We start from the raw sequence: 19,855 nt of genomic DNA on the forward strand, positions 1-19,855 counted from the left end.
GGAGCGTATCTAATGTCAGTTTTTCGTATTTATGTTGAGAAAAAACCAGAATTTGCAGTAGAGGCAAAAAGTCTGCTTGGCGACTTAAAATCCGTTTTAGGGATGCCGGAACTGCAAGGTATCCGTGTTATCAACCGTTATGACGCGGATGAAATTTCGGAAGAAGTTTTTCACCAGGCAAAGGATATTATTTTTTCAGAACCCCAAGTAGATATTACTTATTCTGAACTGCCAGAGTTGCAAGCGGATGAAAAAGTATTCGCTACTGAGTATTTGCCAGGGCAGTTTGACCAGCGTGCGGATTCCTGCGAACAGTGTATCCAGATTTTCGCTCAAGGTGTGCGTCCTATTGTAAAATCCTCTAAAGTATATATTGTAAAAGGTAACATCAGTGACGCGCAGCTAGATAAGATAAAACATTACATCATCAACCCAGTGGAAAGCCGCGAAGCAACCCTGGATTGTTATGAAACACTCAATATAAAATATGACCTGCCAAGCGATGTGGCTGTATTAACGGATTTTAGGTCTTTGGATGAGCAAGGTTTAGCTGATTTTATCAGCAACTATGGTTTGGCAATGGATTTAGATGATATTAAATTTTGCCAGAAATATTTTTCAGAGACAGAACAACGTGACCCTACTATTACTGAAATCCGCATGATTGATACCTATTGGTCCGATCATTGCCGTCACACTACTTTTTCTACGATTATTGACCAGGCTGATATTGAAAATCCTGTAATCCAGGAAACCTATGAGGATTACCTGAAAACAAGAGAAGAACTGGGCCGAAGCAATAAGCCAATCTGTTTGATGGATCTGGCAACCATTGCGGCGAAAAAACTGAAAAAAGAAGGCATTTTGGTTGACTTGGATGAATCTGAGGAAATCAATGCCTGTTCTGTAAAAATTAAAGTGGATGTAGATGGGGAACAGCAGGACTGGTTGCTGATGTTTAAAAATGAAACCCATAACCATCCAACTGAAATTGAACCATTTGGTGGCGCAGCTACCTGTTTGGGTGGTGCGATCCGTGACCCATTATCTGGACGTTCCTATGTTTATCAGGCAATGAGGGTAACTGGTGCAGCTGACCCATTGGTTCCATTTGACCAGACAATTGAAGGAAAACTGCCACAGCGTAAAATTGTTACAACCGCGGCTAATGGGTATAGTTCTTACGGGAACCAGATTGGTTTGGCAACTGGGCATGTCCATGAATTATATCATCCAGGCTATGTGGCAAAAAGGATGGAAATCGGTGCTGTTGTTGGTGCTGCTCCAGCGGAAAATGTCATCCGCTTGGTTCCATCCCCATCCGATGTTATTATTTTATTGGGTGGGAAAACCGGCCGTGATGGATGCGGTGGTGCGACAGGTTCCTCAAAATCCCACACAGCACATTCTTTGGAAAGCTGTGGGGCAGAAGTACAGAAGGGGAACGCTCCAGAAGAAAGAAAATTACAGCGCTTGTTCCGCAACCCAACCGTAACCCGCATGATCAAACGTTGTAACGACTTTGGTGCTGGTGGTGTGTCAGTTGCAATCGGGGAATTGGCTGACGGATTGCAGATTGATTTGGATGCTGTTCCAAAGAAATATGAAGGCTTGGATGGCACAGAGTTAGCAATTTCCGAATCCCAGGAAAGGATGGCCGTTGTGGTAGCTGCTTCTGATGTGGAAGCGTTTATGGCGGAAGCACAAAAAGAAAACCTGATGGCAACCAAAGTTGCGGTAGTAACAGAACAGCCACGTCTGAAAATGACCTGGAGAGGAAAACAGATTGTAGACCTTTCCCGTGAATTTTTAAACTCTAACGGTGCAGAAAAACACACCAATATCCAGATTGGAAAACACCAAGTAGCTCCTGTCCACAATAAACAGAATACAAAACAGGATTGGATTTCCCACTTGTCCGACTTGAATATTTGTTCCCAGAAAGGATTAGTGGAACGGTTTGACTCCACCATCGGCGCAGGGACTGTTTTGATGCCATATGGTGGAAAACGCCAGATGACCGAAACCCAGGCTATGGTGGCAAAGCTTCCTGTATTAGAAGGCAATACAAACACTGCTTCCATTATGGGATGGGGCTTTAACCCATATATCAGTTCTCAGGACCCTTATTACGGTGCTCAGTATGCGGTAATTGAATCTGTTGCGAAATCAATCGCGGTGGGTGGTTCTACAGAAAAATGCTGGCTGACTTTCCAGGAATACTTTGAGCGCACCCAAAACAATCCATCCCGCTGGGGAAAACCAATGGCAGCTTTACTGGGTGCTTATAAAGCACAGGTAAACCTGGGCTATGGCGCAATCGGTGGTAAGGATTCCATGAGCGGTACGTTTGAAGATATTGATGTTCCACCAACCCTGGTTTCCTTTGCGGTATCCGTTGCGGATTCAAATAAAGTGATTTCCCCTGAATTCAAACAAGCTGGTAATCAAGTTGCGATTGTACTGCCAACCTATGATGAACAGGGTAATCCAGATTATACTTCGATTAAAAATACTTTCAAAAAAGTAGAAAGCTTGATTGCGGATGGCAGCGTTGTTTCCGCATGGGCTTTGGGCTTTGGCGGCGTAGCGGAAGCTGTTGTGAAAATGGGATTAGGGAACCAGCTTGGTTTCCAATTCACCAAAGAAATTGACAACAATCTGTTGTTTAATCCAGTATATGGTGGTTTTGTATTAGAATTATCCCGTCCAGTGGATGGTACTACTGTAATTGGTACCGTAACCGAACAAGCTGCTGTTGTATGTGGCGATGTGACTATTTCCATGGAAGAGTTGCAGCAGGCTTATGAACAGAAACTGGAATCTGTATTCCCAGCTTTAATTGAAACAAAACAGGAAAAAGTACAGCCAATTTCCTGTGCTGCAACAACCCGTCCAGCACCATCTATTAAAGTGGCGAAACCAAGAGTGCTGATCCCAGTATTCCCAGGGACAAACTGCGAATATGATACAGCACGTCAATTTGAGCAGGCTGGTGCGGAAGCCGAGGTGTTTGTCATCAACAATCTGAGCAGTCAGGGTATCCAGGAATCAGTAAAAACCTTTACGGAACACATTAAAAATTCTCAGATTATTATGATCCCAGGTGGGTTCTCCGGCGGTGACGAACCAGATGGTTCTGGTAAATTTATCACTTCTTTCTTCCGTAACCCATCCATTAAAGAAGAAGTTCACAACCTGTTGAAGAACCGCGATGGTTTGATGTTAGGTATTTGTAATGGGTTCCAGGCATTGGTAAAATTAGGATTGGTTCCTTATGGCGAAATTGTAGAGCCAAAAGAGGATTCTCCAACTTTAACCTTTAATACCATCGGTCGTCATCAATCCATGATGGTCCGCACAAGAATCGCTTCCAACAAGTCCCCTTGGCTGGCATATACCAATGTGGATGATATCCACAGTATTGCGATTTCTCATGGAGAAGGTAGATTTATTGCGCCACAAAACCTTTTGGATGAAATGATCGCAAATGGTCAGGTTGCAACCCAGTATGTGGATTTGGAAGGCAATCCAACTTATGATATCCGATTTAACCCAAATACTTCTGTACTGGCGATTGAAGGAATTACTTCTGTTGATGGTCGAGTATTTGGTAAAATGGGACATAGTGAACGTGTTGGTTCCAATGTATGTAAAAATGTGCCAGGTGAAAAAGACCAAAAATTATTTAAAGCTGGCGTAGATTATTTTAAATAATAACAAGAAATAGAAAAAAGCCGCTGTTGAATGGAGTTCCATTGACAGCGGCTTTTTGTTGCCTGCTGGATCGAAATAAGATTCTTGTTTTGTCATAGAAAGAGAAAAATTTTCGGAAATGATATGGAATAGCAGGCTGTAGATAGAAAAATTTTTGCCAAAGCTTTTGATTTTTTTCCTGATTGCAGGAAGGATTTCATTTCTTTACAGGTTGTGAGATATTTATTGTTATATCAGGCAAAATTCCTTGAATCAATTATGTAAGCTATGGGATATGGTTAACCTTTTGTGATACTGTGGTAGCATGCTGTCAGTAATTCTACATGTTCCATTTCATCTAAAATAATCCGTTGTAGGTTTTCTACCACATTGGAATCTTTAATTTGTTCTGACTGCCGTTGATATTTTTCAATCGCTTGTTTTTCAGACTGGATGGCATTTTTGAGTAACTGCGGCAACTCTAAACTGTAAGTGTTGTAGGATGGGGACCAATAATGCCTTCCATTGGGTTTACTGCTCCATAGCCTTGGATTCCCACCCAAGGCACATGCTAATTTACCGAATATCTCCAGGTGTCGCATTTCTGTAACACTGATTTTATGAAATAGTTCCGCTACTTCTGGAAATTTTTCAGTAATCAGATGGTTGTAAAAATAAAGGCTGACCGCTGACATTTCTGAAACTCTTCCGCCCATATTATCCAGCATTGCCTGGGCATATGATTTATTTTGTTTTGTTATCCGTATTGGTGGATAAGGCAATTGTGTAGCTTGACCATGTCGCTCCATGTGATCTTCCTCCTTACTGCTGTTTCTCTAGTTATATGAATGTGAAATGCAAAATAGAAGAATATTTTCTACTACTATTTTTGTTTTTATTACCATATACATAAATGGAATCGTTGTACAAGAATTTGCAAGATTGAGGTGGAAATCATGACAATCACAAAGCGGATTTTATCTGGAATATTGGCGTTAGGCATTTTTTGTTCTGTTTTTGGTATTCCTGTATTAGCGGATGGAGTGGAGGAAGATGTTGTTGCGGCACAGTCTATAGGGGATATTCCCGCAAAATCCTATGTTTTAATGGAAGCATCCAGCGGAAAAGTTTTAATGGAACAAAATGCGGATGAACAGATGCCACCGGCTTCTATTACCAAAATTATGGTGATGTTATTGTTAATGGAGCGGTTAGAGCAGGGAACTATCCACATGGAGGACATGGTGACAACCAGTGAACATGCTAATTCCATGGGAGGGACACAGATTTGGCTGGAAGTAGGAGAAACGATGAGTGTTCATGATTTGCTGAAAGCGACTGCTGTAAATTCCGCCAATGACGCGGCTGTGGCATTGGCAGAATATATGGGTGGAACAGAAGAAGCATTTGTAGAACAGATGAACCAACGCGCGAAAGAACTAGGGATGAATAATACTACTTTTAAAAATGCAACTGGATTGGATGCCGATGGACATCTATCCACTGCCAGAGATGTGGCGATTATGTCCGCTGAACTCATCAAACATGAAAAAATTAAGGAATACAGTTCTATCTGGATGGACAGTTTACGGGATGGAAAAACAGGGCTAACCAATACCAATAAACTGGTGCGGTATTATGAAGGATGTAATGGGTTAAAAACGGGAACAACCGATGGAGCAGGTTCCTGTTTGTCCGCAACCGCTACTAGAAATGGTATGACTTTGATTGCAGTTACTATGGGATCAGCTACCTCAAAGGAACGGTTTAAATCTGCTAGTACGTTGCTGGATTATGGGTTTGCGTCTTATGAAGTCTATACCCCTGATTTAAGTCAGCAGGAAATTCCAGAAATTCCTGTGTCCAATGGTCAGCAATCCCTTGTGGAAATAGAATTACCCTCTACGGTATCTATGGTGATATCAAAAGGAGATCAAACCAATATTACTTCTGAAGTGACTATAATAGAAGATCTGCAGGCGCCAGTAAAGCAGGGTCAGGAAGTTGGAAAAATCATCTACTATTTAAACAGTGATGTGTTGGCGGAATATCCGATTTACGCGAAAAACCAAATCAACCAATTGGACTTTCCATTTGTTTTTCTAAAACTACTATTAAAATTAATTTCATAGTGGTAGTTAGCAGGCAATTATAGTAAATATTTGCCTGCTTTTTTGTATTGTTCACAAACCCATAAAAATACCATCAGTTTGTTTTCACAAAGATATGATATCCTATCAATTAATCTATTATTTTTCATAAACCTGAATAGAGGACTGAAAAAGTACAAAATCTTCTGTAAAATAGAAAATAGAATCTGTTAGGATTTCATAAAATTATTGCGTTATTTTTTATGAAAATAATTAAAATTATTGGATTTTACACTTGATTTTTTGGGGAATTTATAGTAAAATAGAAGCAACAACCAAACATGAATCAAGAAATAGAGGTGCAAAAGAATGGCCTTAACATTAAACACAAAACATGTGAAAAATTTTATTGCTGATCATGAATTGGCTGGAATGATTCCACAGCTCCAGGCAGCGCATGATACGCTGAAAAATAAGACCGGTCTTGGTAACGACTTTTTAGGTTGGGTTGATTTACCGGTGGATTATGATAAAGAGGAATTTGACCGGATTTTGGCAGCAGCGGAAAAAATCAAACAGGATTCTGATGTATTGATTGTCATCGGCATAGGGGGGTCCTATTTGGGGGCACGTGCCGCAATTGAGTTTTTAAAATCACCTTTTTATAATAACTTGAAAAAAGATACACCTGATATTTATTTTGTAGGGAATAATATCAGCCCTACCTACTTAAACGAGGTTTTGTCCATTTGTGAAGGAAGAGATGTTTCTGTAAATATCATTTCCAAATCTGGAACAACAACCGAACCTGCGCTGGCGTTCCGTATTTTCAAAAAATATCTGGAAGATAAATATGGCGTGGAAGAGGCAAAAAAACGTATTTACGCTACCACAGATAAGGCAAGGGGTAAATTAAAAGAATTATCCGATGCTCAAGGCTATGAAGAATTTGTAGTACCAGATGATGTAGGTGGACGTTTTTCTGTATTGACTGCAGTGGGCCTGCTGCCAATTGCTGTGGCAGGGGCGGATATTAAAGCATTGATGGAAGGTGCGGCAAAAGCACGGGAAGATTATGCAGTATGTGATATTGAGAAAAACGACTGTTACCGTTACGCTGTACTGAGAAATATCCTTTACCGTAAAGGAAAAAGCGTGGAAATGCTAGTAAGCTATGATCCAGCGTTTACTATGATGGCAGAATGGTACAAACAGCTGTATGGTGAAAGTGAAGGCAAAGACCATAAAGGAATTTTCCCAGCATCCGCAACCTTCTCCACAGATTTACACAGTTTAGGACAATTTATCCAGGATGGTTCACGGGTGATGTTTGAAACTGTTGTGGATATTAAGAAACCAAAACAGGATTTATTCATCGAAGAGGATGCTAGTAATTTTGACGGATTAAACTTCTTGGCAAATCAAAATATGAGTTTGGTAAACCACAAAGCCTTTGAAGGAACTGTAATTGCCCACGAAGAAGGTGGCGTTCCAAACATTATTTTGGAAGTGCCTGAAATGAATGAACAGGAACTTGGCTATTTAATTTATTTCTTTGAAAAAGCATGTGCAATTTCCGGCTATATGTTGGGTATTAACCCATTTGACCAGCCTGGTGTAGAGGCTTACAAGAAAAACATGTTTGCCTTGTTAGGAAAACCAGGATATGAAGATATGCAGGAAGAATTGCTGAAAAAATTAGATTAATTTTTATTTAGCAGTTTTGTCTTTGTAACATGCGAAGAAATGTGTGGATGATGCCAAATCAGTTGGTTTCCCCCTCTTGGTTCTAATATGATACAAAGTACAAAACAAACTTTATCAACGCATAATTTTGGCACATCAGTGCTGTATTATAATAATATAAAAATGGGAGGAATCACCATGATTAAATTAATACTTGGCAAAAAGGGCTCCGGCAAAACAAAAATCTTATTGGAAGCTGTACGTGAATGTGTTTCAAAAACCGATGGCGATATCGTGTTTATTGACAACAGTGATCAGCATACATTTGAATTAGACCATAAAGTTCGTTTAGTGAACGCATTACATTATGATGTAACAAATATTCAAGCATTTAAAGGCTTTATTGCTGGTATTTTAGCTGGTAACTATGATATTACTGATATTTATGTGGATGCTATTTTAAGGATTGTAGGCAGGGATTATGACCTGTTAGGACAAATGTTGGATGAAATCGATAAGATTTGCACCGATGTAAATATTACCTTCACTGTATCTGCTGACCGTGCTGAACTGCCAGAATCCGTTACAAAATTTGCTTAATTTCAATTTGTAACATAACACAAGCTGTAAAAATAGTTCCCGTAGAGCAATAAGCTACGGGGCTATTTTTGTGTAAATATATCTCCCCATTTGATTCTGATTTTCAAATTATTTTGGTGATATGAAAAAATTTTTAAAAAAACTGTTGCAACTACTTGACAATTGAAGCGGTTTTTACTATACTATATTAGTATCGTTATGGGGTGACACTATGATTATTGATTTGAGACAACTGTTTGATGTAATTGGTGATCATAAAAGAATTGATTACAAATTAGATCTTTCTGAATATACGTTGGATCAAAACAAACCTTTTCCGCATCCAGTGCATGTTGTTGGCGAGATTACAAACCAGGTTGGGATTGTAACCTTACAAATGACAGTTAGCACACTTGCGAATTTTGTGTGTGACCGTTGCTTGGATGAATTTCAGGTTGATTACGAAGAAGAATTTGAACATATTATTGTTCGGAAACTGACGGGTCAAAATGATGATTACATTGTAGCGGAAAACGCACGTTTGGATTTGGACGAGCTTGTTTTAAATGACGTTGCGTTAAGCTTGCCAACCAAAATTTTATGTAAAGAAGATTGTAAAGGGTTATGTTGTAATTGTGGTGCGAACTTAAATATAACGGAATGTAAGTGTGGAGAGTTTCAGTAAGCCGATAAGGCCAAACATAGAAACATAGTACTGCAGCGAAGGAGGTGCTGTAAGATGGCGGTACCAAAGAGAAAAACCTCTAAAGCAAGACGTGATAAAAGACGTTCTAACGTGTGGAAACTGGATGCTCCTGCATTCTCTAAATGTCCACAATGTGGAGAGTTAAAAGCTCCTCACAAAGTTTGTGGTAACTGTGGTTACTACAAAGGCGTTGAAGTAATTAAAAAAGAGGCATAAGCCTGAACAAGAGGGGTAGGGAAGATACACTTTCCCTACCTTTTCTTTTCGTATAATTCTGGTTCCGAAAAGAATAGTATTTTTAATTATTATTATTTTTATTGCAACAGGTTATAAACTCGGAATCAGGATAAAAAACCGGTTGAAAATCAAGATAGAGGGAGGTTTGGATTTTTATGAGCGTGACAATCAGTGGTATTACACCGAATAGTTATGCCAGCCGCGCAGGAATTCAGCCAGGGGAACAACTGATTTCGGTCAATGGTCATACCATTACTGATGTGCTGGATTACCGTTTTTACGCAACAGACCCGAAAGTGAAATTATTGATTCAAGCCAAAGATGGCACACAGCGCTTTGTAAAATTGAAGAACAACGAATATGATGATTTGGGGCTGGAATTTGAAACCTATTTGATGGACAAAAAACGCAGCTGTAAAAATAAATGTATCTTCTGTTTTATTGACCAGTTACCAAAAGGAATGAGAAAGCCTCTCTATTTCAAAGATGACGACGACCGGTTAAGCTTTTTATTTGGCAATTATATTACCATGACAAATATCACGGAAGAAGAAATTGACCGTATTATCCGGCTGAAAATCAGCCCAATTAATGTTTCTGTCCATACCACAAATCCGGAACTCCGTGTAAAAATGATGGCGAATCCCCGTTCCGGCGAAGTTCTTCGTTATTTAAACAAGTTAGCGGATGCAGGTATTTCTTTAAATTGTCAGTTGGTATTGTGCCCAGGGATCAATGATGGCGATGAGTTAAAACGTTCTTTAACTGATTTGGAAAAATTGATTCCTGCATTGCAGAGTATTGCCTGTGTACCGGTGGGGTTGAGCGATTACCGTGACAAACTATATCCTCTTATTCCATATACACAACAGTCTGCGGCTCATACCATTGACTTAATCGAATCTTTTTCCAACCGATGGCTAGAGGAATATGGGGATCGGATTGTCTATCCTGCGGATGAATTCTTTTTAAAAGCAAAACGTCCTATTCCTCCGGCAGAATATTATGGCGCATTTGATCAGCTGGAAAACGGAATTGGAATGATTTCTTATATGAAGCAGGAATTCTATGATGCTATACAGGATTTACAACCAAATGATCAGGAGATAAATTGTTCTATTGCTACTGGAATGGCTGCTTATCCTTTTATCAGCCACCTGGTTGACGAACTGAAACAAAAATGGCATAATTTAAACTGTAATGTATATGCTGTTAAAAACGACTGTTTTGGGCATCAAATTGTAGTAGCAGGGTTGATTACCGGTGGAGATTTAGTGAACCAATTGCAAGGGAAAGAATTAGGTGATCGCCTGCTTTTGCCAAGCTGTATGCTGGATAATGATGATATCCATTTCTTGGATGATATGACGCCGGAGCAGGTATCAGAAGCATTAAAGATTCCGGTGGAATTTATCAACAATGATGGTTATGATTTTATTAATAAGATCACTGGAGAATGTTTGTAAAGGAGTGTTATTATGTCCATGCCGATTGTCGCAGTAGTGGGAAGGCCAAATGTAGGCAAATCCACACTGTTTAATAAATTGATTGGGCAACGTATGTCCATTGTAGATGACACCCCAGGTGTTACCAGGGACCGTATTTATTCGGAATGCGAATGGTTAAACAAAAAATTTTTGTTGGTTGATACTGGTGGTATTGAGCCAAATACAGATGATGTGATTTTATCTCAGATGCGTCGTCAGGCAGAGTTAGCAATTCAAAGTGCACAGGTGATTATTTTGGTGACAGACCTTCGGTGCGGTGTCACTGCTACTGACCAGGATGTTGCCAGTATGCTGTTAAAAAGTGGAAAACCAGTTGTGCTCTGTGTGAACAAATGTGATTCTCTTGGGGAACCTCCTATGGAATTTTATGAGTTTTATAACTTGGGGTTAGGAGAACCAATTCAAGTATCCGCTGCCCATGGTCATGGAACTGGAGATTTGTTGGACGCTGTGTTTGAGCATATGCCAGAAGATATGGAAGAAGATTATGAAGAGGATGTAATCAAAGTAGCGGTAGTGGGAAAACCAAACGCTGGAAAATCCTCTTTGATCAATAAAATTGCCGGGGAAGACCGGGTGATTGTTTCAGATATTGCTGGTACGACCCGGGATGCTGTGGATACTGTAATCGAAAATAAAGATGGAAAATTTGTGTTTATTGATACAGCAGGAATCCGGCGAAAATCCAAAGTATTGGATCAGATAGAAAAATATAGTGTATTACGGGCGCATATGGCAGTGGACCGTTCTGATGTATGTGTGATTATGATTGACGCAACCGTTGGGTTTACGGAACAGGACTCAAAAATTGCGGGATATGCCCATGAGCAGGGAAAAGGCTGTATCGTGGCCATCAATAAATGGGATGCGCTGGAGAAAGATACCCATACTATGAATGAGTTTACCAAAAAATTAAAGAATGATTTTAGTTTTATGTCCTATGTACCATTCATTTTTATTTCCGCTAAAACAGGGCAAAGGGTGCAGGATTTATTCGCTTTGATTCAAAATGTAGCATCACAGAATAGCATGAGGGTTTCCACTGGTATGTTAAACGATTTGTTGGCGTATTGTACTGCCCGTGTGCAGCCGCCTTCTGATAAGGGAAAACGTTTGAAAATTTACTATATGACCCAACCTTCCACAAAGCCACCAACCTTTGTTGCGTTTGTTAATCGGGCGGATTTATTCCATTTTTCTTATCAGCGTTATTTGGAAAACCAAATCCGTGAAACCTTTGGGTTGGTGGGGACACCAATCCGGTTTATAGTTCGTGAACGAGGAGATAAATAAAATATTATGGAAATGACCCCACTTTTTATCCTTTCAATTGTATTGTCTGCCATTGTTGCTTATTTCATTGGCAGCATTAATTTCGCCCTTGTTATTTCAAAAGTATTTTACCATAAGGATATCCGTGACTATGGGAGCGGGAACGCCGGTATGACCAATATGCTGCGTACTTTTGGAAAATTACCTGCTTTATTTACCTTAATTGGAGATTTGACCAAAGGAATGGTTGCTATCCTAATAGCAAGGCTGCTGTTTTGGCTGGTAGGAGGAGTTCCACAGTTTGTTTTGGGTGGATATATTGCCGGATTATGTGCGTTTTTAGGGCATGTGTTCCCGATTTACTATGGCTTTAAAGGCGGAAAAGGGATTCTGGTTACTTCGGGTATTTTAATAATGATTGACCCGTTGACCTTTGGAATCATCTTCCTTATCTTTTTGATTGTATTTATTGGAACAAAAATTATTTCGATATCTTCTATTAGTGCGTCGATTGCTTACCCAATTGTAACTTGTGTTACCCGCATTATACAGGGTTATGATATTACAACAATTGTGTTACATACGGCGTTCTCTTTGGCGATTGGCGGACTGGTAGTGTATCTCCATCGTGGCAATATCAAGCGTTTGCTGGCAGGAGAAGAGCCAAAAATCGGTCAAAAAGGAAAGATGAAATAAATTTTCATAATAATGTTCAAACAGGTGAATTAAATGATGAAAAGGGGAGGTTTTTGTTATGGCAAAAATAGCAATTATCGGTGCAGGAGGTTTTGGAACTTCTTTGGCTGTTACTGCAGACCAGTGTGGGCATGATGTAACATTGTGGTCTGCGGTCCCCAGCGAAATTGAGGATATCCGCCAGCATGGAGAAAATAAAAGATTATTGCCAGGGATTCCGGTAAACCCACAGATTAATTTGACGACTGATATCCAGGACATTGCGGGAAGTGAATTCGTGATTTTTGCTGTTGCTTCTGTCTATATGCGGAGTGTGGCAAAAACCGTCGCTCCACAGGTGGGAAAAGATACAGTTTTAGTGAATGTTGCGAAAGGCTTTGAAGATGGTACCTTAAAACGTCTATCCCAGGTAATCTGCGAAGAAATTCCAAACCATGATTTTGTGGCATTGTCCGGACCTTCCCATGCAGAAGAAATTGCTAGAGGGGTGCCAACGACGATTGTGGCAGCTTCCACCAATATCCATGCGGCAGAATTGGTTCAGGATACTTTAACAACAAATACCCTGCGTATCTATGTCAATGAGGATATCATTGGAGTAGAGATTGGAGGAGCGTTGAAAAACATCATCGCCCTTTGCGCTGGTGTTTGTGATGGTTTGGATTTGGGAGATAATACAAAAGCCGCTTTGATGACCAGGGGAATTACAGAGATTTCCCGATTGGGGACAGCTTTAGGGGCAAAACCAGAGACCTTTGCGGGGTTATCTGGAATTGGCGACTTGATTGTTACCTGTACCAGTATGCACAGCCGTAACCGGCGGGCAGGTATCCTGATAGGGAAAGGATTATCCGCCAAGGAGGCAATTGAACGGGTAGGGATGACAGTGGAAGGCTATATTGCCACCAAAACCGGCCATGATTTGGCGAAAACATATCAGGTAGATATGCCGATTACAGAGGAACTCTACCAGGTATTGTACAAAGGAAAGAATACCCAGAAAGCTTTGAATGATTTAATGGGTCGCCCGACCAAACACGAAAGCGAAAAAATTTGGTTTGACAGCCATTCTATTTGACATTTATTGTTTTATGTGCTATAATTTGTAGCTGTAATAACAAAAATGAAAAAAATACTTGCATTTTTAAACAAAATATGCTAATATAAATTCATTGTGTATGAATTTAAGGATAAGGCTAAGGAGGTGCGAATCCATGGCAAAATGCGATATCTGCGGAAAAGGTGTCACTTTCGGAATTAAGGTTTCCCACTCACACAGACGTTCAAACAGAACTTGGAAACCGAATGTAAAACGCGTAAAAGCTATAGTTGATGGTAAACCATGCCACATTTATGCTTGCACCCGTTGCTTGCGTTCTAATAAAGTTAACCGCGCAATCTAATGATTCAGTTTTTATTGATTGGCACTCTTCATCCATTGGAGGGTGCCAAATCTCTTTATGGGGTGTTTTTTCATGTTAACACAATCACAAGCATTGGAATATTTAATTCAGCTTCTAGCATTTGCTCTAGTATTGTTTACCTCCATTCCTGTCCATGAGGTTTCCCATGGGTTGGTCGCTTACTGGTTGGGGGATCCAACTGCCAAAAATGCCGGGCGTTTAACCTTAAACCCGTTTAAACATTTTGATTTGTTTGGTACAATTGCGCTGTTTTTGGTCCATGTTGGATGGGCGAAACCAGTGCCGATTGACCCAAGGTATTTTAAAAAACCAAAACGGGATATTGTGCTGGTTTCCCTTGCCGGGCCATTGTCCAATTTCATCTTGGCATTTTTTGCGATGATTGGTTATAAAATTTGTTTTTATGCTTATGCGGTAATGCCGGGCAGTATGGTATTGTATGTTTTACGCACAGTTTTTTATAGCGCAGTATTGATTAATATTACCTTAATGATCTTTAACCTGTTGCCTATTCCGCCAAATGATGGGTTTAAAATTTTAGGGGTATTCCTGCCACAACGCACCTATTTTACATTGCTTAAATATGAGCGTTATGGTATGATAATTATAGTTGTATTACTTTTGGTTGGAGCATTGCAGGGACCTCTTTCCTGGCTGCAAAGTGTCATTGCTAACCTGTTAATACACTTAACAGGATTTGTAGAAATTGTGTTACGGATATTGTTCAAGCTATAGACGGGGATTGTATGGAAAAACTACAATTTAAACTGGAAAAATTTGAAGGTCCAATGGACTTATTGTTGCATTTAATCAGCAAACATAAATTAAATATTTATGATATTGAAATCTCCAGCTTATTAGAGCAATATTTAAACTATATTAACGATATGAAAGCAGCAGATATGGAGGTTACCAGTGAGTTTTTAGAAATGGCCGCCCGCTTAGTTTATATGAAAACCTGTTCTTTGTTGCCAGAAGATAAAGAAGAGGAGGAGCAACTAAAACGGGAATTAACAGGCCAGCTGTTGGAATTACAAATGGTCAAGTTAGCTGCCCAACAACTATCTCAATTGAGTTTATGGGGGCAGATTTTTTCTAGGACTCCAGAAAAATTAGAATCTTCAACAGAATCGTATAGCCACCGCCATGAACCAGAAGAAATCCGGCTTATGTATCAGGTGGTATTAAATAAGGTGAAACGGCTAAAGCCTCCGCCAAAATCTGCGTTTAGCGGGATTGTAGAACATAAAGTGGTGTCAATTACTTCCCGTGTTATGTATGTGCTACGCCATTTATATCGAAATGGAAAAATGCCCTACCAGGACTTTTTTGCCAGCGGAGAACGTTCCGAAATGGTGGCAACCTTTTTGGCCATGTTGGAACTGATTAAATCAAAACGGATTAGGATAAGTTCGGATAACCAATATGTTTTATTTGACCGTACCAGGCAGCAACAGTCTTAAACCATAGGAGGATTGGATGGAACAATATATTCAAACACATATGGTAAGTTATCAGGCAAGGATAGAGGCAATTCTATTTGCCTATGGGGACCCAATGCCAGTTTCCAAGTTGGCCGAAATTTTGGGGATTGATAAGGCTGCCTGTTGGCAGCAGATGGAAGAGCTGCAAAAGCAATATCAGCGAAAAAACCGTGGCATTGAATTAATACAGATGGATGACCATGTTCAATTGTGTACCAAAAAAGCGTTTGCTCAAGAGATTAAAAAGGCAATTGCGGTGAAAAGGGATTTGCCACTTTCTCCGGTTTCTATGGAAGTTTTGGCTATTATTGCCTATAATCAGCCAGTAACCAAGGGATTTATTGAGCAGGTTCGTGGTGTAAATAGCGGGCAGATTGTCAATAATTTAGTGGAAAAGGGTCTGGTAGAAGAAGCAGGACGCCTTGATCTTCCTGGGCGGCCGATTTCTTATCGGACAACCGATGTGTTTTTACGGACATTTGATTTGAAAACGTTGGATGATCTTCCAGCTGTAAAACAACTGGAAGAAACAGTAGAACAGGAGTAAGAAGATCAGATATAACCTCAGAGACAGGGGGCGGTAGCAATGTGGAAAATAATTTTGCTTTGCGTTTTGCTGTTTCTCCTGCTATTATTGTCTATAAAGGTTTCTTTGTCGTTTTGGTTGGAAAATGAAGAGTACCAGATTTCTTTAAAAATACTATTTTTTAAAAAGAAGCTATTTTCCAGTGAGGATGAGGAAGAACCTGCTTCATCAAATCAAGCGGAAACAGTTCAGAAAAAAAAGACGAGCTTTGCTGAAGAAGAAAGGAAGCCTCCTGATATAGGGCAAAGCAAGGATTTTTATGAAAGAAACAATAAGCAAAAAGGGAAACAGCTTTCCTCTCCTGAAACAAAAAATACCCACCAGAATGAATCAAAACAAGACAAGCCCTCCAAAGAAAAGCAGTCTATTTTGGATAAAATTGAGATGATATTGGATTTTATTCGCCCATTGCCAGAGCCGTTCAAAAAGTTGATCCGCAGGTTCCATGTGACAAATTTACGGATTTATATTCGGGTAGCAGAAGAGGATGCGGCAGAGACTGCAATTTCTTACGGAAGAATGTGGGGTATCGTCAGTGGCTGTCTGGCTGTATGCAGAAACATATTAAAAATTGAGTTAAAATCGTTACGGATAGAACCAGATTTTTGGCAGCAAAAACCGTTGACAAAGATCAGTGGACAATTAAATTTGCGTGTGTATGCAGCTTTGGCGTTTATTTTACGCTATTTATGGCTATATTTAAAACAAACAATACAAAAATCACAAACAGAAAAAGGCGGTGTTCAAAATGAGTCAACATCCAATCGAGGGAATGTTAGGCACATCCATGGAAAAAATCAGGGAAATGATTGATGTCAATACGATTATTGGAGATCCGATTATCACACCGGATGGCACAGTAATTATCCCTGTTTCTAAAGTAAGTTTTGGGTTTGGATCAGGTGGTTCAGATTTTCCAAACAAAAGGGACCGAGACTTATTTGGCGGTGGAGCTGGTGCCGGGATTTCAATTCAGCCATTAGCATTTTTGGTAGTTTTCCAAGGTGATGTTAAGCTATTGCAGATGAGCGATGGCGATTCTACTGCTGGACACATTATTGAGGCTGTTCCAGGCTTGCTGGAGAAGTTTTCTAGCATGTTCTCCAAGAAAAAAGAGGATACAGACGAAAAATAATCCGTTTTTGAGTTAGGACAATCTATTTCCTGCATACACTAAAAAAGACTTGGTAAATGCAGGTGATATGATGATAAAATTAAAGCGGTTTCTGGCAGTGACACTTGCTGCCTTGTTTTTGTTTCCTTTTCCTGTATCAGCAGGGCAACCCAGTGTTTCCGCCCATGCGGCAATTTTAATTGCTGCGGATACAGGTCGAGTGTTGTATGCTAAAAATGAAAATGAACAGCTTTCCATGGCAAGTACTACTAAAATAATGACGGCTTTGCTCACCTTGGAACAGGAAAATTTAGATGAATATTTTACTGTGGATGATAAAGCAATCCAGGTGGAAGGAAGTTCCATGGGGCTGCAATCCGGAGACCAGGTTTCTTTGCGTGCGCTTGCCTATGGGATGTTGTTGCAGTCTGGCAACGATGCCGCTAATATGGCGGCAGTACATATTGGAGGTTCTATCGAAGGCTTTACAGAATTGATGAACCAACGAGCAAAACAGATAGGGATGGAAAATACCCATTTTTCTACCCCTTCTGGATTGGATCAAGATGATCACTATTCCACAGCAGCAGACATGGCAAAGTTGGCACAGGAAGCATTAAAAAATGCTGATTTTTTAGAAATCTGCTCTTCGTATAAGGCGAAAGTGGAGTATGGAAATCCACCTTATACTCGTTGGATGACTAACCACAACCGGCTATTAAAAGAATACCAAGGAGCCATTGGTGTAAAAACCGGTTTTACAAAAAAATCTGGCAGATGTTTGGTATCTGCGGCAGAGCGGGATGGAATCCAGTTGATTGCTGTCACATTAAAGGCACCAAATGATTGGCAGGATCATAAGCAGATGCTGGATTATGGATTTTCCGTTTCTCAGTTGGTGGAATTGCCGATACCGGAGCTTTCAAAAGCAACAGTGGTAGGGGGAATGTCTTCCTGTGTAGAACTGGCGGCGCAGCCAATCCAATGTAACCTAACACAGGAAGAATTGGCCCTAGTGGAATCAGAAATCCATTTAAAGCAGTTTTATTATGCTCCTATTACTTCTGGAGAAGTATTGGGTTCGATTGTTTATCGGCTGGATGGCAAACAGATTGGGGAAACCCCTCTTACAGCAAATGGAGCTGTAGTACAAGACACAACTCCGCCTGATATGAGTTTTTGGGAGAAATGCAAAGCCCAATGGCAGCGGTTTTGTAATTGGGTTTCCGCCTTATTTGGATAAAATGTTAAATTGGAGGAAGTTGTTTGGAAAAGGTTAGACTACAAAAGATTATTGCGGAAAGCGGGTTTTGTTCCCGTAGGAAAGCGGAAGAATTGATTGCCCAAAAACGGGTAAAAGTAAATGGCAGAACCGCAGGTATAGGGGATAAAGCCAACCCTTATAAAGATTTGGTTACCGTTGATGATGAAAAGATCTATTTGGAACGGAAACGTTCTTATCGCTATATTATGATGTATAAGCCCCGTGGGTATGTGACTACTATGTCGGATGAAAAAGGCCGCAGATGCGTTGCTGATTTGATTGATGATATTGAGGAGCGCCTTTACCCAGTTGGGCGTTTGGACGTGAATTCCGAAGGGCTGTTGCTATTTACTAATGATGGGAATTTTGCCAATGATATGATGCATCCAAGCCGGCACGTGACAAAAACTTACCGTGTTACAGTTCGACCGGATATTACAGATGAACAGGCTGCACAGTTAGCAGAAGGTGTTGTAATTGACGGAAGGAAAACGGCTCCTGCTCAAGTGCTGGTATTGAGCAAAGAACCAAATCGTGTTGTATTAGAGGTAATCATCCGGGAAGGGAGAAACAGGCAAATCCGTAAAATGATGGAAGCTGTTGGTTTAGAGGTGGCCCGTTTAAAACGTACCGCAATGGGTCCAATCAAGCTTGGCATGTTAAAACCAGGAACCTATCGTGATTTGACTACCGAAGAATTGAAAGCACTACGCACCGCAATAAAACGCCCATAATCGTTAGGGGATATGGCTTATTTGCCATATCCCTTTTTTTACTGTCCAATGTAGTCATCTCAGCCTTAAAAAGTTTTTATTTCGTAGCGGAGTTTTGAAAAAATACTTTGTAATCGTTTGTAAGAAACTCAATAGTATAGACTACTGATTTATTGGTAGGTGTGATATGCAGCAAATAAGATGGCGATTGCTTTATTTGGTAAAACGGTTGTAGACTAACTGTTAATTATGTAATTTAGATAATATGGTAACCAATACTCGCAATAAAGAACAAGGCAAAATTGAAACTGCTGAGTTAATATATATTTTTTCGAGATAAAATTTAAATTTATAAAGAGATGGTATTATAAATTTAAATAAATATTGGAATATTGTTATAAAATAGTAATCTGTGTAAGGTTTGAGCGATATACGGTAGGAAAGAGGAGTTACTGTAATAGGAAAACCAATAGATTTAGAGTGGTTATTTTTTAATACATTTTAAATCAGTGAGGTCAGCTATATTTATTGGTATTTCATATCGGTTTATAAAAATGTTGAACGGGAGAAAAAATAAGTGCAATGATAAAATATTACAAATTACTATAACTAGAAAAGAGTAAATGGTTTTCCCCGATATTTTTACTTTTTTTCTGGGAAAGGCTTGTTATTTTTATCACATTAAGGTATAATATTTAATAGTTAAAATGGCGAAGAATGGCGTTTTATATTAAGATTCTATTGGAATTTTAAAAGAATTGCCACCATTCGTATTTATAGTGTTAGAAAATTTTAGAATG

At 39.7% G+C, this 19,855-nt stretch carries 19 protein-coding genes; 18 read left to right on the forward strand and 1 reads right to left on the reverse strand.

Translation table 11 applies throughout. From position 1 onward, the window contains the following. The first annotated feature begins 12 nt into the window (after positions 1 to 12). The gene (locus tag BQ2683_RS07380) at positions 13 to 3,717 is read left to right on the forward strand and encodes a phosphoribosylformylglycinamidine synthase (RefSeq protein WP_069988366.1); all 3,705 of its coding nucleotides are present in this window, start codon (positions 13 to 15) and stop codon (positions 3,715 to 3,717) included. 278 nt (positions 3,718 to 3,995) lie between these two features. Here the strand turns inward: BQ2683_RS07380 and BQ2683_RS07385 are convergent, their stop codons facing one another. After that, positions 3,996 to 4,505, reverse strand: a complete 510-nt coding sequence (locus tag BQ2683_RS07385; protein ID WP_069988367.1) for a ferritin-like domain-containing protein — start codon at positions 4,503 to 4,505, stop codon at positions 3,996 to 3,998. A gap of 147 nt (positions 4,506 to 4,652) precedes the next feature. On the opposite strand from BQ2683_RS07385, the gene BQ2683_RS07390 reads away from it, so the two are divergent. The 17 genes from BQ2683_RS07390 (at position 4,653) to BQ2683_RS07470 (ending at position 19,076) form a co-directional block, all read left to right on the forward strand. Then, positions 4,653 to 5,828, forward strand: coding sequence for a D-alanyl-D-alanine carboxypeptidase family protein (locus tag BQ2683_RS07390; protein ID WP_069988368.1), 1,176 nt, complete (start codon positions 4,653 to 4,655; stop codon positions 5,826 to 5,828). Between the two features lie 327 nt (positions 5,829 to 6,155). Next, complete coding sequence (locus tag BQ2683_RS07395; RefSeq protein ID WP_069988369.1) at positions 6,156 to 7,493, forward strand: glucose-6-phosphate isomerase; 1,338 nt, start codon at positions 6,156 to 6,158, stop codon at positions 7,491 to 7,493. A 177-nt stretch (positions 7,494 to 7,670) separates the two neighbouring features. Then, positions 7,671 to 8,072, forward strand: coding sequence for a hypothetical protein (locus tag BQ2683_RS07400; protein WP_069988370.1), 402 nt, complete (start codon positions 7,671 to 7,673; stop codon positions 8,070 to 8,072). A 211-nt stretch (positions 8,073 to 8,283) separates the two neighbouring features. Next, the gene (locus tag BQ2683_RS07405) at positions 8,284 to 8,736 is read left to right on the forward strand and encodes a YceD family protein (RefSeq protein WP_069988371.1); all 453 of its coding nucleotides are present in this window, start codon (positions 8,284 to 8,286) and stop codon (positions 8,734 to 8,736) included. A 54-nt stretch (positions 8,737 to 8,790) separates the two neighbouring features. Next, on the forward strand, positions 8,791 to 8,973 hold the full coding sequence (gene rpmF / locus BQ2683_RS07410) for a 50S ribosomal protein L32 (RefSeq protein ID WP_069988372.1): 183 nt from the start codon (positions 8,791 to 8,793) through the stop codon (positions 8,971 to 8,973). 176 nt (positions 8,974 to 9,149) lie between these two features. Further along, positions 9,150 to 10,460, forward strand: a complete 1,311-nt coding sequence (locus BQ2683_RS07415; protein WP_069988373.1) for a DUF512 domain-containing protein — start codon at positions 9,150 to 9,152, stop codon at positions 10,458 to 10,460. A gap of 12 nt (positions 10,461 to 10,472) precedes the next feature. After that, on the forward strand, positions 10,473 to 11,795 hold the full coding sequence (der, locus tag BQ2683_RS07420; RefSeq protein ID WP_069988374.1) for a ribosome biogenesis GTPase Der: 1,323 nt from the start codon (positions 10,473 to 10,475) through the stop codon (positions 11,793 to 11,795). Positions 11,796 to 11,801: 6 nt separating this feature from the next. Then, positions 11,802 to 12,470, forward strand: coding sequence for a glycerol-3-phosphate 1-O-acyltransferase PlsY (gene plsY, locus BQ2683_RS07425; RefSeq protein ID WP_083256414.1), 669 nt, complete (start codon positions 11,802 to 11,804; stop codon positions 12,468 to 12,470). 58 nt (positions 12,471 to 12,528) lie between these two features. Further along, complete coding sequence (locus BQ2683_RS07430) at positions 12,529 to 13,548, forward strand: NAD(P)H-dependent glycerol-3-phosphate dehydrogenase (protein ID WP_069988375.1); 1,020 nt, start codon at positions 12,529 to 12,531, stop codon at positions 13,546 to 13,548. 136 nt (positions 13,549 to 13,684) lie between these two features. Continuing rightward, positions 13,685 to 13,873, forward strand: coding sequence for a 50S ribosomal protein L28 (rpmB, locus tag BQ2683_RS07435; protein ID WP_069988376.1), 189 nt, complete (start codon positions 13,685 to 13,687; stop codon positions 13,871 to 13,873). A 72-nt stretch (positions 13,874 to 13,945) separates the two neighbouring features. Continuing rightward, positions 13,946 to 14,629, forward strand: coding sequence for a site-2 protease family protein (locus BQ2683_RS07440; protein WP_069988377.1), 684 nt, complete (start codon positions 13,946 to 13,948; stop codon positions 14,627 to 14,629). 11 nt (positions 14,630 to 14,640) lie between these two features. Then, positions 14,641 to 15,357, forward strand: coding sequence for a segregation and condensation protein A (locus BQ2683_RS07445; protein ID WP_069988378.1), 717 nt, complete (start codon positions 14,641 to 14,643; stop codon positions 15,355 to 15,357). 16 nt (positions 15,358 to 15,373) lie between these two features. Continuing rightward, the gene (gene scpB / locus BQ2683_RS07450) at positions 15,374 to 15,925 is read left to right on the forward strand and encodes an SMC-Scp complex subunit ScpB (RefSeq protein WP_235843901.1); all 552 of its coding nucleotides are present in this window, start codon (positions 15,374 to 15,376) and stop codon (positions 15,923 to 15,925) included. A 39-nt stretch (positions 15,926 to 15,964) separates the two neighbouring features. Beyond that, entirely contained in the window at positions 15,965 to 16,777 is an 813-nt protein-coding gene (locus BQ2683_RS07455) for a DUF2953 domain-containing protein (protein ID WP_069988379.1), read from the forward strand. Beyond that, entirely contained in the window at positions 16,713 to 17,099 is a 387-nt protein-coding gene (gene ytfJ, locus BQ2683_RS07460; RefSeq protein WP_069988380.1) for a GerW family sporulation protein, read from the forward strand. Before BQ2683_RS07455 ends, ytfJ begins: the two co-directional genes overlap by 65 nt. A 70-nt stretch (positions 17,100 to 17,169) precedes the next feature. Beyond that, complete coding sequence (locus tag BQ2683_RS07465) at positions 17,170 to 18,321, forward strand: D-alanyl-D-alanine carboxypeptidase family protein (protein WP_069988381.1); 1,152 nt, start codon at positions 17,170 to 17,172, stop codon at positions 18,319 to 18,321. A gap of 23 nt (positions 18,322 to 18,344) precedes the next feature. Then, the gene (locus tag BQ2683_RS07470) at positions 18,345 to 19,076 is read left to right on the forward strand and encodes a pseudouridine synthase (RefSeq protein WP_069988382.1); all 732 of its coding nucleotides are present in this window, start codon (positions 18,345 to 18,347) and stop codon (positions 19,074 to 19,076) included. Positions 19,077 to 19,855: the final 779 nt, after the last annotated feature.

It is taken from the genome of Massilioclostridium coli (genome assembly GCF_900095865.1).
GTDB lineage: Bacteria > Bacillota > Clostridia > Oscillospirales > Ruminococcaceae > Massilioclostridium > Massilioclostridium facile.

Excerpts from the sequence above, each read along its gene's own strand:
- BQ2683_RS07380 (WP_069988366.1), top strand. The coding sequence starts at position 13 with ATGTCAGTTTTTCGTATTTATGTTGAGAAAAAACCAGAATTTGCAGTA.
- BQ2683_RS07385 (WP_069988367.1), bottom strand. The coding sequence starts at position 4,505 with ATGGAGCGACATGGTCAAGCTACACAATTGCCTTATCCACCAATACGG.
- BQ2683_RS07390 (WP_069988368.1), top strand. The coding sequence starts at position 4,653 with ATGACAATCACAAAGCGGATTTTATCTGGAATATTGGCGTTAGGCATT.
- BQ2683_RS07395 (WP_069988369.1), top strand. The coding sequence starts at position 6,156 with ATGGCCTTAACATTAAACACAAAACATGTGAAAAATTTTATTGCTGAT.
- BQ2683_RS07400 (WP_069988370.1), top strand. The coding sequence starts at position 7,671 with ATGATTAAATTAATACTTGGCAAAAAGGGCTCCGGCAAAACAAAAATC.
- BQ2683_RS07405 (WP_069988371.1), top strand. The coding sequence starts at position 8,284 with ATGATTATTGATTTGAGACAACTGTTTGATGTAATTGGTGATCATAAA.
- rpmF (WP_069988372.1), top strand. The coding sequence starts at position 8,791 with ATGGCGGTACCAAAGAGAAAAACCTCTAAAGCAAGACGTGATAAAAGA.
- BQ2683_RS07415 (WP_069988373.1), top strand. The coding sequence starts at position 9,150 with ATGAGCGTGACAATCAGTGGTATTACACCGAATAGTTATGCCAGCCGC.
- der (WP_069988374.1), top strand. The coding sequence starts at position 10,473 with ATGTCCATGCCGATTGTCGCAGTAGTGGGAAGGCCAAATGTAGGCAAA.
- plsY (WP_083256414.1), top strand. The coding sequence starts at position 11,802 with ATGGAAATGACCCCACTTTTTATCCTTTCAATTGTATTGTCTGCCATT.
- BQ2683_RS07430 (WP_069988375.1), top strand. The coding sequence starts at position 12,529 with ATGGCAAAAATAGCAATTATCGGTGCAGGAGGTTTTGGAACTTCTTTG.
- rpmB (WP_069988376.1), top strand. The coding sequence starts at position 13,685 with ATGGCAAAATGCGATATCTGCGGAAAAGGTGTCACTTTCGGAATTAAG.
- BQ2683_RS07440 (WP_069988377.1), top strand. The coding sequence starts at position 13,946 with ATGTTAACACAATCACAAGCATTGGAATATTTAATTCAGCTTCTAGCA.
- BQ2683_RS07445 (WP_069988378.1), top strand. The coding sequence starts at position 14,641 with ATGGAAAAACTACAATTTAAACTGGAAAAATTTGAAGGTCCAATGGAC.
- scpB (WP_235843901.1), top strand. The coding sequence starts at position 15,374 with ATGGAACAATATATTCAAACACATATGGTAAGTTATCAGGCAAGGATA.
- BQ2683_RS07455 (WP_069988379.1), top strand. The coding sequence starts at position 15,965 with ATGTGGAAAATAATTTTGCTTTGCGTTTTGCTGTTTCTCCTGCTATTA.
- ytfJ (WP_069988380.1), top strand. The coding sequence starts at position 16,713 with ATGAGTCAACATCCAATCGAGGGAATGTTAGGCACATCCATGGAAAAA.
- BQ2683_RS07465 (WP_069988381.1), top strand. The coding sequence starts at position 17,170 with ATGATAAAATTAAAGCGGTTTCTGGCAGTGACACTTGCTGCCTTGTTT.